The sequence below is a fragment of the Variovorax robiniae genome (assembly GCF_037889955.1).
Classification (GTDB): Bacteria; Pseudomonadota; Gammaproteobacteria; order Burkholderiales; family Burkholderiaceae_C; genus Variovorax; species Variovorax robiniae.
The window spans coordinates 426,771-439,152 of the sequence record NZ_JBBKZS010000001.1; the positions used below are offsets into that span (position 1 = coordinate 426,771).

Below are 12,382 nucleotides of genomic sequence, written 5' to 3' on the forward strand. Positions count from 1 at the left end.
AAAGTCATTGACACGTGCCACGCCGCGGCCAGGGTACGACGTTGCTGAAACTGGAGACGAGCACGCACCTAGTATCCGGTCCCTCCCCGCCGCCACTCATCCAGGCGACGATAGACACCCGGAAAATTGTCGCGCAATCGTCCATGAGCATGTTCGACAAGGAGGTTCTGGTCGGTGATGACGTCCGGCCGCTCGCTCATGGCGAGGTAACGTTGATCAGGCGCAACGAAAGGCTCGTGGAGCATCTCATGGGCAAGTCCCCCCGCCTGAAACGCCGCATCGTCGAATACCGGCGCATCGTCCAGCCGCAGGTCCCTGAGTGCCGCGTCGGCCGAGGCAATCGGCCGGGAGAAATCGTTATGACTCCCATAGACGAAGCTCCTTCGTCGCTCGACATGGGCGAACACCTGCTCGGCCGTTCGCAAGACATCGCTCGAGCCCGTGCTGTTGAGCGCGACGATGCCGCCCGGCCTCAGGTGAGACGAGATCTGCGCCATGTAATCGCGCGACAGCAGGTTGGTCGAGTAGGCGCGCCAGTAGTAGGTGGTGTTCTGCACGATCAGGTCGAACTGCTCGGTGGGGTGGCGGCGCAGCCATCTCCTGCCGTCGTCGATTTCGATGTGGATGCGCGGATCCGACAGCACGCCAGCCACTTGCGGGTACTGACGGATGATCTCGAGGTAGCCCGGGTTGATCTCCACCACTGTCATCGCCTTGACGCGCGGTGATGAACTCAGGATGCGCGCCCATGCCCCCGTGCTCAGTCCGATCACCAGCACCCGCTCCGGGTTTGGATGCGTGGCGATGAGCACCAGCGCACGGTCGAGCCAGTTGGAGTTCTGTGCCATGTCCACGGCAATGCGGCCATCGTAGATGTTGCCCCCAAGCGTCGCATCGGGCATGCCGTCGGTGGTCGCCTCGGTGTGCACGATGCCCTGACGGTTCTGCACGATGTGGTTGATCTTGAGACCGGGCGCCATGTTGAGGTCGATCGCGCGTTCCGTCGCCAGTGCGATTGCCCGGACCATGCCTGATGATTCGTACCATGCCAGCCCTGCGGCCATCGTGACGACCACCAGCGACGCCAGCGCCACCGGAAAGGCACGTCCGCGCAGGGCGCAGGCCAGCGAGAGCGCGCCAGTTGCCAAGCCGACCAGAAGGAGGCAGGCGTCGACGGTCAGATTGTCGAGAAGTACATAGCCCATCACGATCGGCCCCAGCGTCGATCCGACGATGTTGCCGAAATAGACTTTCGAAACCGAACGTCCGATGCGCGAGCCGGATTGCTGGGAGCCCAGGTGATGCGCGATGGGAAACATCACGCTCTTGATGCCGGCCGTCAGCACGACGAGCGCCAGCACGCCCGCAAGCCCGATCTTCCAGTGCACCAGGGCGGGCACCAGGAGAATCAACGAGATATCGACCGCCGCCGCCGCGGCCAGCACGATCGCCGAAATGCGCAGCAGGTCGCCGCTGCGCTCGCAGAAACGCTTGCCCACGGCCGATCCGACGGCAATGCCGATCAGGAAACAGAACAGCACCACGGCGAACGACTGGCTCAGGCCTTTGAGCGTGAACGACACCAACCGCACCCACAAGATTTCCTGGCTGAGGCTCAAGAACCCCACGCCCATTGACAACAGCCACGCAAACCTAACCATGCCGCTTCACCCAGACCGCGGTGAGCGACGCTACGACGATGTTCAGCACGGCCGCCATTCGGATGGCCGTGTCGAGCTCGAAGAGCAGGAACCATCCAAAGCCGACGATCGCCACGCCCACTGCAGCACCGAAGGTGTTGACCTGGTAGAGCATGCCGATCGATCTGCCGACGTTGCCCCACAGCCGCGTGACGTGGGCCACGAGCACCGGCAAGGTCGCGCCCATCAGGCAAGTGGGGATCAGCAAGAGCAGGAAGTTCGCGATGACGACCTGCCACTGCGGCGCGCCGACGAACATGTCGCCAGTGGCCCTGATGAGGTTCGGGCTGAACAGGCCGAACACTCCAATCAGCAACTCGGAGCCCGCGAAGAAGCGAAGCGCCAGCGTTGGCAGGCGATCGGCCAAGTCGCCACCAATCAGCGCGCCGAGACCGAGACCGAGCATGAATACCGACACGATGATCGTGACCGAGTCGATGTCGACACCGAAGGCGGAAAACAACAGGCGCTGCCAACAGACCTGGTAGATCAACGCGGCGGCGCCGGAGACAAAGAACATGGGGGCAAGCCGTGTGCTCACCAGTCGCGAATCGCGGGCCATCGAGACCGCTGCGTCGGGTAACGTCCTCATGAGTGCGAATTCGTAGAGGGGTAGAACGCCAAGCCTTAAATGCCGAAGTAGTTCTTTATTATTACAACAGTACGAGGGCATGGTGGCAAGCCAAGGCGCAATGCTCATACCGCGCTCGTCCTCGCAGCCTGACGGGCGCCCGAGAAGATGAACTCGGTTTCATTCCGGGGGCGCGCGGCATTCAGGGACGTCGGTCCACACAGTCACGCCGCCACGCACCAAATCGCCAACGCCGAATAGTTGTCCTGGTCGCTGCGCCCGGCTTGCTGCACCCCCGCTTCCAGCCGATCCAGCCACGCCTCGACGCCATCGCAGCCGACCACGCTGCCCGCCATCTCCCCTTCGTCGAAGGCCGACCAGAGTCCATCGCTGCACAGCAGCAGCGCATCGCCATTCGCAAGCACCTGCGGCGCCAGCAGGCATTCGAGATCGAAGCCGTCCGGCGAGCCCAGTGCCGAAGTCAGTTGTCCGGCCTCGGCGGTACTGACGCTCAACCCGGCGTCGCGCAGGTTCTGTTCGAGGCTCTGGTCGCGCGTGCGGCCGAGCAGTTGGGCGCCTTGCCAGCGGTACAGGCGCGAGTCGCCGGCATGGGCCCAGAGCGCCTCGCCGCTGTGCAGGTCGAGCAGCAGGACGACGATGGTGGTCCGCATGTCGGAGGTCGGGGTGCCGGCCACCTGCTGCGCGACGACGGCGTTGTTGGCGCCCTCCACCAGCGACTGCAGGGTTTCCACGCTCACCTCGGGTTGCTGCGCAAAGGCTTCCAGCACGTGCGTCACGGCGGCGCGCGACGCGACCTGTCCGCCGCCATGGCCGCCGGCCCCGTCGCACAGGGCGGCCACCAAGGAGCCGGGGCCCAGCCAGTAGCCGAAGGCATCCTCGTTGCATTCGCGACGGCCCACCTGCGACAGCGCACCCAGCGAGACGCTCAGCGCGCCGGCGGCCATGGAGGTTCCAGCGGCGAGGGGTTGGTGTCGTCGTCGTCGCGCGACTGGGCCTCGTAGGCGCGCACGAACTCGCGCCCGAAGATGGTCTCGAAGTCGTCGTCCAGGTGCTCCAGCAATTGCGCATGCTGCTGGCAATGGCGCTGCCAGAGGGCTGCCGCGCGCAAGGACGGCAGGCGCCGCGTCATGCCGTGCGCCGGCCCTTCCATGGTCTCGGCGGCCTCGGGACTCATCCGGGAGAAAAGCTCGAACACCGCGGCGCGCATGCCGGCCACCATCGCCACCTGGTGCACCAGCAGGTCGTGATGCGCATCGTGCAGCGCAGCCACCGGGTCGAGAAAGCCGGGGCTCGGCTCGCGTTGCAGCATGCGCGTCAAGGCTTCGGTCGCGTTGGGCGAGAACTTCAGCGGGTTGTTCTGGCGTGGCGCGATCACCGTGCCCTCGGCCCGCATCTGGCGCTTGGCGACCGAGCGGCTTTTCAGCAATGCGAGCGTGCCCTCGGCGGTCTCGCGCAGCAGAGCGCCCAGGTGCTCCATCCACTCCGGCGTCATGGGCGCCACGTCGGCGTCGAGGCCGGCGCCGCGCCGGAAGGCCTCCGCCAGTTCATGCAGTTCCGGTGAACGGGGCGCACTCGGCGGTGCCGGCCGCGCGGCGGCCACGGGCGCGGCCGCCCGCGGTGGCGGCGGCGGTGGCGGTGGCGCCGGTGGCGTGGCCGCAGCGCGCAGGTTGGCCGGTGAGACGGTCCGCACGAAAAGCCGGCTCGTCTGCCACGACACCACCGCGTTGTCCGAGGGCGCATCGACGGGCGTCGCCAGCGGTGGCGGCATGGCGGGCGTAGGTGCGGATGCGCGCGGCGGTGCCACGGGAGACGATCCCTCGGGCGTCGACGGCGCAACCGGCAGCGGCGACGCAGAAGCGAGCGGATCGTTCACGCTCTCCAGGTCGAACCAGCGGTCCAGCCGCGCACGCGGTGCAGCCGGCGTGGCGACCGTCTCGACGGCGAGTTCGAACGCTCCCACGCGCATGCGGTCGCCGATGGCCAGCGGCAGTTCCCCGCCCGGCGCGACCTGCGTACCGTTCACCCACAAGGGCGAATGCCCGCTGACGCAGCGCACGCGCGCGCCCTCCCCGACCGCGACCACCATCGCATGCTGGCGCGAAACCATCCGCAGCGGGTCGGCGAGCACCAGCCCGCATTCGACCGAGCGGCCGATCACCAGCCCCTTGGCCGGCAGCGCGAGCGCCGTCTCGTCGGGGACGGTGGCGCCGGGGCGGCGGGTGACGCGCAGTGCAATCACGGCAGGCCCGCTTTCATCCGAGGGCACGCCACAGGTCAGCCTGCACACGGCGGGCATCGACACTGGGCGTGAGTTGCGCCAGCACCTGGGCGACGAATTGTTCGCGCGTCGTCGAGCTCGCGGCGCAGCGCTTGGCGACGATGCGTGCGATCGGCCCCATCGAGGAGACGAGCGCGGCCGCCGCCTTGTCCACGTCGCCTTGGCGCATCGGCGCGCCGGCCGGCGTGTCTTCGATGGTTCGGGTGGAGGCCTGGAAGTTGGTGGCGGCCACCGTGGACGTGGGATGGGTCCTGGGCCCGCCGGCGCGGGCCAGGAAGCGCTCACGCGCCTCGAAATCGACGATCGCCCCGGCCACGGCGTGCCGCACTTCCGCCTGCGAACTCAAGCCCCGCGCGGCGCGGCGCACCAGCACGCGCGCCACCGCGCCGACATGCTGGGCCAGTTCGTGTTCGATTTCCGCCAGCGCGGCGGTGTCCCATCCCGTGGGCGCCGGCACCGAGGGCGGGCTGGTGCCGGGCTGCGACATGGCCGGCGTATGCAGCGGCGCAATCGGGCTTGTCGCCGGCTGCAAGGGTGGCGAGGGCATGGACGCCGAAGACGGCGGTGGCGTGTAGGGCGCGACGGTGGCGGGTGTCGAGGGAGCCGCGGGCACGTCCCGCGCCTTCTTCGGGGCGGCTCGCGTGGCATCGGGATCTTCGAGCAGCGGCGGCAGCAGCAGGTGCGCCGGCAGCACCTCGGGCAAGGGCTCCGTCGCCAGCGCTTGCAGCGCCGTGCGCATCGCCAGGGCGCTTGGATAGCGCTCCGCCGGATTCTTCGCGAGCGCCCGGTCGATCACCGCGTCGAAGGGCGCGAGCGCGGGCTCCTTGGCCTGTTCGCTCAGCGGCTTGTGCGCCTCGTAGACGATCTTGTACATGATCGCGTCGTCCGTGCCGACGAAGGGCGTGGTGCCGCTCAGCATGCGGTACAGCAGCACGCCCGCGGAGAAGACGTCGACGCGGCGATCGATCTCGCGGTCGGTGTACTGCTCGGGCGCGATGTAGCCGGGCGAGCCGATGATCGAGGTGGCGCGGGTGAGGTTCGAGGATTCGGTGCGGGCGATGCCGAAGTCGGTGATCTTCAGGCGCCCGTCGTCGGAAATCAGCAGGTTCGCGGGCTTGATGTCGCGATGCACGATGCCGCGCTCATGCGCATAGTGCAGGCCGTCGAGCAGTTGCAGCATCACGCACAACACCTGCGGCACGTCCAGCTTGCGCGGCGGCTGCACGTACTCGCGCAGGTTGCGACCGGCCACGTACTCCATGACGATGTAGGCGCACTCGTCGTCCTCGCCGAACTGGTAGACCGGGACGATGTTGCGATGCGTCAGCCGCCCCGCCGCCTTCGCTTCCACCCGGAAGCGCGCCGCGATGCTGGTCTCGTCGTTCGACTCGAGCAGGCGGCGATGAATGGTCTTGATCGCCACCGGGCGGTCGATCACCGGATCGTGCGCCAGGTACACCATGCCCATTGCGCCCTGTCCAATCACACCGCGGATCGGGTACGGACCGACATTGGAGGGCACGGACATGGGGCTGGGCTACCTCAGGTGTCGATCATCTTGATCGCCTGGTCGAGGCTGTTGCGCATGCGCGCAAACGACTTCGCCAGCGTCCCGATCTCGTCGCTGCCCTTCGTGTTGAATTCCGGCACGTCGGGCTCGCCCAGGCTGACGCGGTTGGCCACCTTGGACAGCGTAGTCACCGGCCGGATCACGAGCAGGTAGAGCATCACGTTCAACACGATGCCGATGGCCACGAAGATGCCGATCAGCGATCCCATGAAGACCTTGAAGGTCTGCTCGGCCCGCGCCAGCGGCAGCGCCATGGGCACCGACACGACCTGCGCGCCGATCACCTCGTTCAACTGCCAGCCGAAGCCGTTGGCCGGGCCGTACTTGTCGATCAGCGTGCGCGGCGCCGCCTCCACCGTGCTGTGGCAGCTGAGGCAGGCGGCGTTGGTGATGCGCAGCGGACGCGCGATGTACAGCGCCCGCCCGGTGCCCGACTCGCGTTCGCCGACGAACTCCTTCTGGTCGGCCTGGGTGCGGAAGCGGTTCACGATGTCCGCTTCCCAGTCGACCGCCCGGTCGCGCGGGTTGGTCGGGTTCAGCGTGGCTTCCTTGTAGGTGTAGTCGGGGAAGGTCTTGGACAGCGTGGCCAGCACCTCGGTGGCGGAATAGGCGGGGACCGTCTGCGGCAGGAAGGTGTACTTCATCTGCGTTTCCAGCAGCGGGCGGATCTGGTCGTTGGTGTAGGCGCGGATCGCCACCGCCTTTTCCATCGTCAGGCGCGCGTGGTTCAGCACTTCCTGTTTCGCGTTGCTCTGCAGCAGGTCGTAGGAAATCTTGCCCGCGCCGAGCACACCGGCGACGAAGACAACCAGGAAGATCAGGTTGAACTTGAACAGAAGGCGCATGGAATTCTCCGGTCAGTGGTCCGCTGAGTTGCGGCTCGACGGGCGATGGTTCACTGGGTTTTGTCCCGGGCGGCGGCTTCCCTGGCCTCCTTGGCGGCTGCCGCGGCGGCAGCGGCCTTGGCCCGTGCCGCTGCGATCGCCGCCTCCCGCTGACGGCGACGCTCGGCTTCTTCGGCCATGCGGCGCGCATAGCCTTCGGGATCGGCGAATTGCTCCCATTCGGGGTGCTGCGCCAGGTCGGCCTTGGCGCCGGCCCGGAAGGCCGGATCGGCGGCAGCGCGCGCCTTCCACAGCGGCAGCAGCGGAAGCCGCAGTCCCGGCTCGGTGCGCAGCCACGGGGCCACGTCGGCATAGGCGATCTCGCCGAGTGCCTTGGGTGGCACGTTGCGCTTGGCGAACTGCTCGCCGCGCGAGGGCAGCTTGTCGCGGAACTGGCGCGGCACCTTGCTCAGGAAGTCGGGCGAGGCGCGCGAGGCGACCGTCGGCGCCGCGCCTTCACGCCGTTGCGCGAAGTCGCCGCTGGCCAGTTGCGCGCTCGTCTGCGGTGGGTCGCGCAGCGTCAGCTTGGCCGCGCCGCCTTCCAGGAACACCTCGTATTGCGTGCCCTTCGTGTAGACCACGGTGGTGGCGGCCTGCGCAGCCAGTTCGAAGGCGGGACTGGTGTAGCTGAAGGGCGCAGGGGCCGTGGTCTTGAGCCAGCCCTCCAGCAGGTACAGCGGCGGCGCCGTCAGGTTGCCCTTGCCCACCTTGGGCCGCAGCATCAGCCGCGTCGACTCGCCGATGCCGACGAGGACGCCCCCCGGGAGCTCGATCTGGGCAAATCCGCCGGGCGCCGTCTCGATGACGTCCTGCTCATTGAGTTGCACGCCCTCGGCCAGCGTGTAGCGCGTGGTCTGGCGGATCAGCGTCGCGCCGCCCTCGACGATGCCGACGAACGAGATGCCTTGCGCCCACGGCAACGTGGCGCCACTGGATTGCGCAAGCGCCGACGACGACGCGAACAGGTTCGCGACGCACAGCAGCAGGAACGCCAACAAGTTCTTCGTGGGCCGCAATACGGGACTCCGCTGGCATCAACAATCGATTGAATCTGGGTGTAAGCCAAATTGACTAAAGTGAATATTAGCGAACTCCCCTGCCCCGCGTTCTGCTCTTACGGCCGGGTTCGGGTCGCCTGGAAGGCATATTCCTCGCCGAAAAGGCCGCAAGACGACTGGTCGAGCGATGTCTCCGGCAAGGCCGGCAGCGGCCAAATGTGCGATGGCGTAACTCTTAGCTCCGGTATCGTTCGCCTCATTTGACGCTCGCCCAGACCCGACGCATCCCCGCGATGGCCTTGCCTCGCAGCCTGGTGCGGGTCGAGCGCCTTCCTCCGTTTCCCATCCTTCCAACCATTCACAGAGAAAGTCGTCTCACCATGTTCCGTACCCTGCTGAAGTCGAAGATCCATCGTGTTGCCGTGACCGATTGCGAACTCCACTACGAAGGCTCCTGCGCCATCGATGAAGACCTGCTCGATGCAGCCGGCATGGTCGAGAACGAACAGGTGCACATCTGGAACATCAACAACGGCGAGCGCTTCGTGACCTATGCGATCCGGGGCGAGCGTGGCACCGGCATCATCTCGGTGAACGGCTCCGCCGCCCGCAAGGCCTCGGTCGGCGACCTGATCATCATCGCCGCCTTCGGCCTGGTACCGGAAGACAAGGTGGCCGCGCACAAGCCCAGGCTGGTGTTTGTCGACGCCGCCAATCGCATCAAGGAAGAACGCGCCCATGTCCCGGTGCAGGCCGCATCGGGCGAGCCCGTGGCCGCCTGAGCCTTGCCTGAGTCCCGCATGACCGGCACTACTACGAATGAACCGGCGAGCCCCTACGGCACGCTGCCGCCCGCCTCGCCACCTGCGCAGCGCAAGCCCTTGAGCCTGCCGCGGCTGGCGGACATGCATGCGCGCGACGAGAAGATCACCATGCTCACCGCCTACGACGCGACCTTCGCCGCCATGGCCGACGCGGCCGGCGTCGAGTGCCTGCTGGTGGGCGATTCGCTCGGCATGGTGTGCCAGGGCTTGCACAGCACCGTTGGCGTTTCGCTCGACACCATGCGCTACCACACCGAGAGCGTGTTCCGCGGGCTCCATCGCGTGCAAGGTACGGCCTGGCTGATTGCCGACCTGCCCTTCGGCAGCTACCACGAGTCGCGCGAGCAAGCGCTGCGCAGCGCCACGGTGCTGATGCAGGCGGGCGCCCACATGGTCAAGCTCGAAGGCGGCGGCTGGACGGCAGAGACCGTGCGCTTCCTGGTGGAGCGCGGCATTCCGGTGTGTGCGCACCTGGGCCTGACGCCGCAGACGGTGCATGCACTGGGCGGCTACCGCGTGCAAGGCCGGGGCGACGAAGCGGCTGCCGTGCTGCGCCAGCATGCACTGGAACTGCAGGACGCCGGCGCGGCCATGATGGTGCTGGAGATGGTGCCCGCCGCACTCGCCGACACGCTGACGCAAGAGCTCACCCGCTGCGCCACCATCGGCATCGGCGCGGGCCGCTCGACGGCCGGACAGGTGCTGGTGCTGCACGACATGCTGGGCATCAACCTCGGCAAGATGCCGAAGTTCGTTCGCAACTTCATGGCCGAGGGCGGCGGCATCCTGCAGGCCTTGCAAGCCTATGTGCGCGCCGTCAAGGACGGCAGCTTTCCCGACGACCGGCTTCACGCATGGTGAGCCACCCCACGTTCAACTCTCGCGAGACCATCCCATGCACATCGCCCGCACCATCGAAGACCTGCGCGAGCATCTCGCCGCGTATCGCCGACCCGCTTTCGTCCCGACCATGGGCAACCTGCACGACGGGCACCTGGACCTGGTGAGCAAGGCCAAGCCTCTCGGCGACGTGACGGTCGCCAGCATCTTCGTCAACCGCCTGCAGTTCCTGCCGCACGAGGACTTCGACACCTATCCGCGTACCTGGGACAGCGACTGCGAAAAGCTGCGCGCGGCCGGCTGCGACGTGCTGTTCGCGCCCGACGAAAAAGTGCTCTACCCCGAGCCGCAGACCTTCAAGGTGCATCCCGACCCGGCCCTGGGCGACATCCTCGAAGGCCATTTCCGCCCTGGCTTCTTCACCGGCGTGTGCACCGTGGTCATGAAGCTCTTCTGCTGCGTGCAGCCGCGCGTCGCCATGTTCGGCAAGAAGGACTACCAGCAACTCATGGTGATCCGGCAGATGGTGCGTCAGTTCGCGCTGCCGATCGAGATCGTCGGTGTGAAGACGACGCGTGCCGACGACGGCCTGGCCCTGTCCTCGCGCAATGGCTATCTCAGCGAAGCCGAGCGTGCCGAGGCGGTGCAGCTCTCGCAGGCGCTGCGGGCGATGGCCGAGGCGGTGCGATCGGGTGAGCGTGATTTCGCGGCCATCGAGGCACGCGGCATGGCGGCGTTGCGCGAGCGCGGCTGGCAGCCGGACTACCTGGTGCTGCGGCGCCGTTCAGACCTGCAGGCGCCTGCGGCGGGCGAGGCGCTGGTGGCGTTGGCGGCGGCGCGATTGGGTGGCACGCGGCTGATCGACAACCTGGAAATCGACGGGTGAATCGTCAAGCCAGCGGCGGCGGACGGCTCCCGCGCTTTTCGCACGCAGCCTCGGCAGCCTGCAACACCGGCACCACCGTCAGCAACCGGCGCGTGAGCCAATAGAGGCGCGACGCATCGACGGGATTCGGCAGCCGCAAGACCTCGATCAGGCGTTGCGGCAGCGGCCCCAGCTCCAGGGCGACCAGGGGCTCCAGCACCGACACCAACTCCGCGCGCACATGCTCGTCCACGAGATCATGCGCATCGGTGCAGCGCCAGATGGTCTTGATGGCGTGTTCGCACAACTCGGCATCCGAGGGTGGCGCCATCGGGCCAGGTTGGCCAAAGGCGCCCGGCGGCATCGGTGAAAGGCCGCGTGCGCTCGTGGGGTTGGGGCTTCCAGGTGAAGGCATGGTTGTCTCCTTCCTTCCTGGCGGCCACGATACGCCGCTCAGCTTCGCGCGGCAATCATTTGAACTGGTCGGCCGTGACGCCCAGCTTGCGCAGTTTGTCGAACAGCGTCTGGCGCGGCACCGACAACGCGGACGCGGTGGCCGACTGGTCGCCATGGTGCTTGCGCAGCGCTTCCACGATGACGGCCCGCTCGAAGGACTCGACCTGCTGCGGCAATCCCTGCGGCAAGTCGGCCTCCGTGCCGTGCAGTTGCGTCAGGCGTCCTTCCCCCAGCAGGCCGAGCACGAAGCGGTCCGCCACGTTGCGCAATTCGCGCACGTTGCCGGGCCAGGCATAGGCCATCAGGTCAGCCAACTGGGCGCTGCTCAACACGGGTGCGATGCGTTCGAAGCGGCTGGCCGCCAGCAGCGTGAAGTGCTCGAACAGCAGCGGGATGTCCTCCCGGCGCTCGCGCAACGGCGGCAGTTCGATGAAGGCCACGCCGATGCGGTAGTACAGGTCGGCCCTGAACTTCTGCCTGTCGCTGAGTTCCTTGAGGTCGTCCTTGCTGGCTGCCACCACGCGGCAGTCGAAGGGAATGCTCTTGTTGGAGCCGATGCGCTCGACCGTGCGCTCCTGCAACGCCCGCAGCAGCTTGATCTGCACCGCCATCGGCATGCTCTCGATCTCGTCGAGGAACAGCGTACCGCCATTGGCATATTCGAACTTGCCGACCCGCACCTTGCTGGCACTGGTGAAGGCACCCGGCTCGTGGCCGAAGAGTTCGCTTTCCGCCAGCGCCTCCGGCAGGCCGCCGCAGTTGAGCGGCACGAAGTGCTGGCGCCGCCGCTTGCTGTAGTCGTGCAGGCAGCGCGCGACCAGTTCCTTGCCGGTGCCGGTCTCGCCGTAGATCAGCACGTCGGCCGAGGTCTCGGCCAGTGTCATGACCGTGCGGCGCACCTGCTGCATCTGCGCGGAACGGCCGATCAGCACGGACTGGATGCCGTTCCAGTTGTCCAGCGCCTCGCGCAGCGCACGCACCTGCAGCGTCAGTTGCCGCCGCTCGATGGCATGGCGCACGATCGCGACCAGGCGCTCGGAGCTGAAGGGCTTCTCGATGAAGTCATAGGCGCCGTCGCGCATGGCTTCCACCGCCATCGCGATGTGGCCATGGCCGGTCATGAGGATGACGGGCAACTCGGGGTCGGCCTGGTGCAGTTCGTGCAGCCATTCGGTGCCGGTCATGCCGGGCAGGCGCACGTCGCAGACCACGATGGCCGGCACGCCGGGGCCGACATGCGGGCGCGCACGCTCGACACTGGCAAAGGCCTCGACTTCCAGGTCGGCCAGGGTCAGGACCTGGGTCGTGCTGATGCGCACGTCCTCGTCGTCCTCGACCAGCAGCACACGGATCGCTGGGGCATCGCTCACTGTGG

At 67.3% G+C, this 12,382-nt stretch carries 12 protein-coding genes; 3 read left to right on the forward strand and 9 right to left on the reverse strand.

The annotated features are described in order from the left end of the window. Positions 1–68: 68 nt before the first annotated feature. From WKW79_RS01810 to WKW79_RS01840, 7 genes are all read right to left on the reverse strand, one after another. Positions 69–1,619, reverse strand: a complete 1,551-nt coding sequence (locus WKW79_RS01810) for a spermine/spermidine synthase domain-containing protein (RefSeq protein WP_340333383.1) — start codon at positions 1,617–1,619, stop codon at positions 69–71. Between the two features lie 34 nt (positions 1,620–1,653). After that, on the reverse strand, positions 1,654–2,292 hold the full coding sequence (locus WKW79_RS01815; protein WP_340333384.1) for a fused MFS/spermidine synthase: 639 nt from the start codon (positions 2,290–2,292) through the stop codon (positions 1,654–1,656). A 203-nt stretch (positions 2,293–2,495) separates the two neighbouring features. Then, complete coding sequence (locus WKW79_RS01820; protein WP_340333385.1) at positions 2,496–3,236, reverse strand: PP2C family protein-serine/threonine phosphatase; 741 nt, start codon at positions 3,234–3,236, stop codon at positions 2,496–2,498. After that, complete coding sequence (gene tagH, locus WKW79_RS01825; protein ID WP_340333386.1) at positions 3,218–4,531, reverse strand: type VI secretion system-associated FHA domain protein TagH; 1,314 nt, start codon at positions 4,529–4,531, stop codon at positions 3,218–3,220. Before tagH ends, WKW79_RS01820 begins: the two co-directional genes overlap by 19 nt. A 13-nt stretch (positions 4,532–4,544) precedes the next feature. After that, complete coding sequence (locus tag WKW79_RS01830; RefSeq protein ID WP_340333387.1) at positions 4,545–6,098, reverse strand: serine/threonine-protein kinase; 1,554 nt, start codon at positions 6,096–6,098, stop codon at positions 4,545–4,547. Between the two features lie 14 nt (positions 6,099–6,112). Continuing rightward, the gene (locus tag WKW79_RS01835; RefSeq protein WP_340333388.1) at positions 6,113–6,985 is read right to left on the reverse strand and encodes a c-type heme family protein; all 873 of its coding nucleotides are present in this window, start codon (positions 6,983–6,985) and stop codon (positions 6,113–6,115) included. A gap of 50 nt (positions 6,986–7,035) precedes the next feature. Continuing rightward, positions 7,036–8,019 carry a FecR family protein gene (locus WKW79_RS01840; RefSeq protein WP_340333389.1) on the reverse strand — a complete coding sequence of 328 codons (984 nt, stop codon included), beginning with the start codon at positions 8,017–8,019 and terminating at the stop codon, positions 7,036–7,038. A 383-nt stretch (positions 8,020–8,402) separates the two neighbouring features. On the opposite strand from WKW79_RS01840, the gene panD reads away from it, so the two are divergent. The 3 genes from panD to panC are packed head-to-tail and all read left to right on the forward strand — an operon-like array spanning position 8,403 to position 10,572. Further along, positions 8,403–8,804, forward strand: coding sequence for an aspartate 1-decarboxylase (gene panD, locus WKW79_RS01845; protein WP_340333390.1), 402 nt, complete (start codon positions 8,403–8,405; stop codon positions 8,802–8,804). An 18-nt stretch (positions 8,805–8,822) separates the two neighbouring features. Then, positions 8,823–9,707 (forward strand): 3-methyl-2-oxobutanoate hydroxymethyltransferase, encoded by an 885-nt coding sequence (gene panB / locus WKW79_RS01850; RefSeq protein ID WP_340333391.1) that lies wholly within the window; start codon positions 8,823–8,825, stop codon positions 9,705–9,707. A 34-nt stretch (positions 9,708–9,741) separates the two neighbouring features. Beyond that, entirely contained in the window at positions 9,742–10,572 is an 831-nt protein-coding gene (gene panC / locus WKW79_RS01855; protein ID WP_340333392.1) for a pantoate--beta-alanine ligase, read from the forward strand. A gap of 4 nt (positions 10,573–10,576) precedes the next feature. Here panC and WKW79_RS01860 read toward each other — a convergent pair whose 3' ends face one another. Beyond that, positions 10,577–10,966, reverse strand: a complete 390-nt coding sequence (locus WKW79_RS01860; protein ID WP_340333393.1) for a hypothetical protein — start codon at positions 10,964–10,966, stop codon at positions 10,577–10,579. Between the two features lie 55 nt (positions 10,967–11,021). Next, positions 11,022–12,377 carry a sigma-54-dependent transcriptional regulator gene (locus tag WKW79_RS01865; RefSeq protein WP_340333394.1) on the reverse strand — a complete coding sequence of 452 codons (1,356 nt, stop codon included), beginning with the start codon at positions 12,375–12,377 and terminating at the stop codon, positions 11,022–11,024. Between the last annotated feature and the right edge of the window lie 5 nt (positions 12,378–12,382).

Bases quoted from the DNA above. Each gene is read 5' to 3' on its own strand.
- WKW79_RS01815 (WP_340333384.1), bottom strand. From the start codon at position 2,292: ATGAGGACGTTACCCGACGCAGCGGTCTCGATGGCCCGCGATTCGCGA.
- WKW79_RS01820 (WP_340333385.1), bottom strand. From the start codon at position 3,236: ATGGCCGCCGGCGCGCTGAGCGTCTCGCTGGGTGCGCTGTCGCAGGTG.
- WKW79_RS01830 (WP_340333387.1), bottom strand. From the start codon at position 6,098: ATGTCCGTGCCCTCCAATGTCGGTCCGTACCCGATCCGCGGTGTGATT.
- WKW79_RS01835 (WP_340333388.1), bottom strand. From the start codon at position 6,985: ATGCGCCTTCTGTTCAAGTTCAACCTGATCTTCCTGGTTGTCTTCGTC.
- panD (WP_340333390.1), top strand. From the start codon at position 8,403: ATGTTCCGTACCCTGCTGAAGTCGAAGATCCATCGTGTTGCCGTGACC.
- panB (WP_340333391.1), top strand. From the start codon at position 8,823: ATGACCGGCACTACTACGAATGAACCGGCGAGCCCCTACGGCACGCTG.
- panC (WP_340333392.1), top strand. From the start codon at position 9,742: ATGCACATCGCCCGCACCATCGAAGACCTGCGCGAGCATCTCGCCGCG.
- WKW79_RS01860 (WP_340333393.1), bottom strand. From the start codon at position 10,966: ATGCCTTCACCTGGAAGCCCCAACCCCACGAGCGCACGCGGCCTTTCA.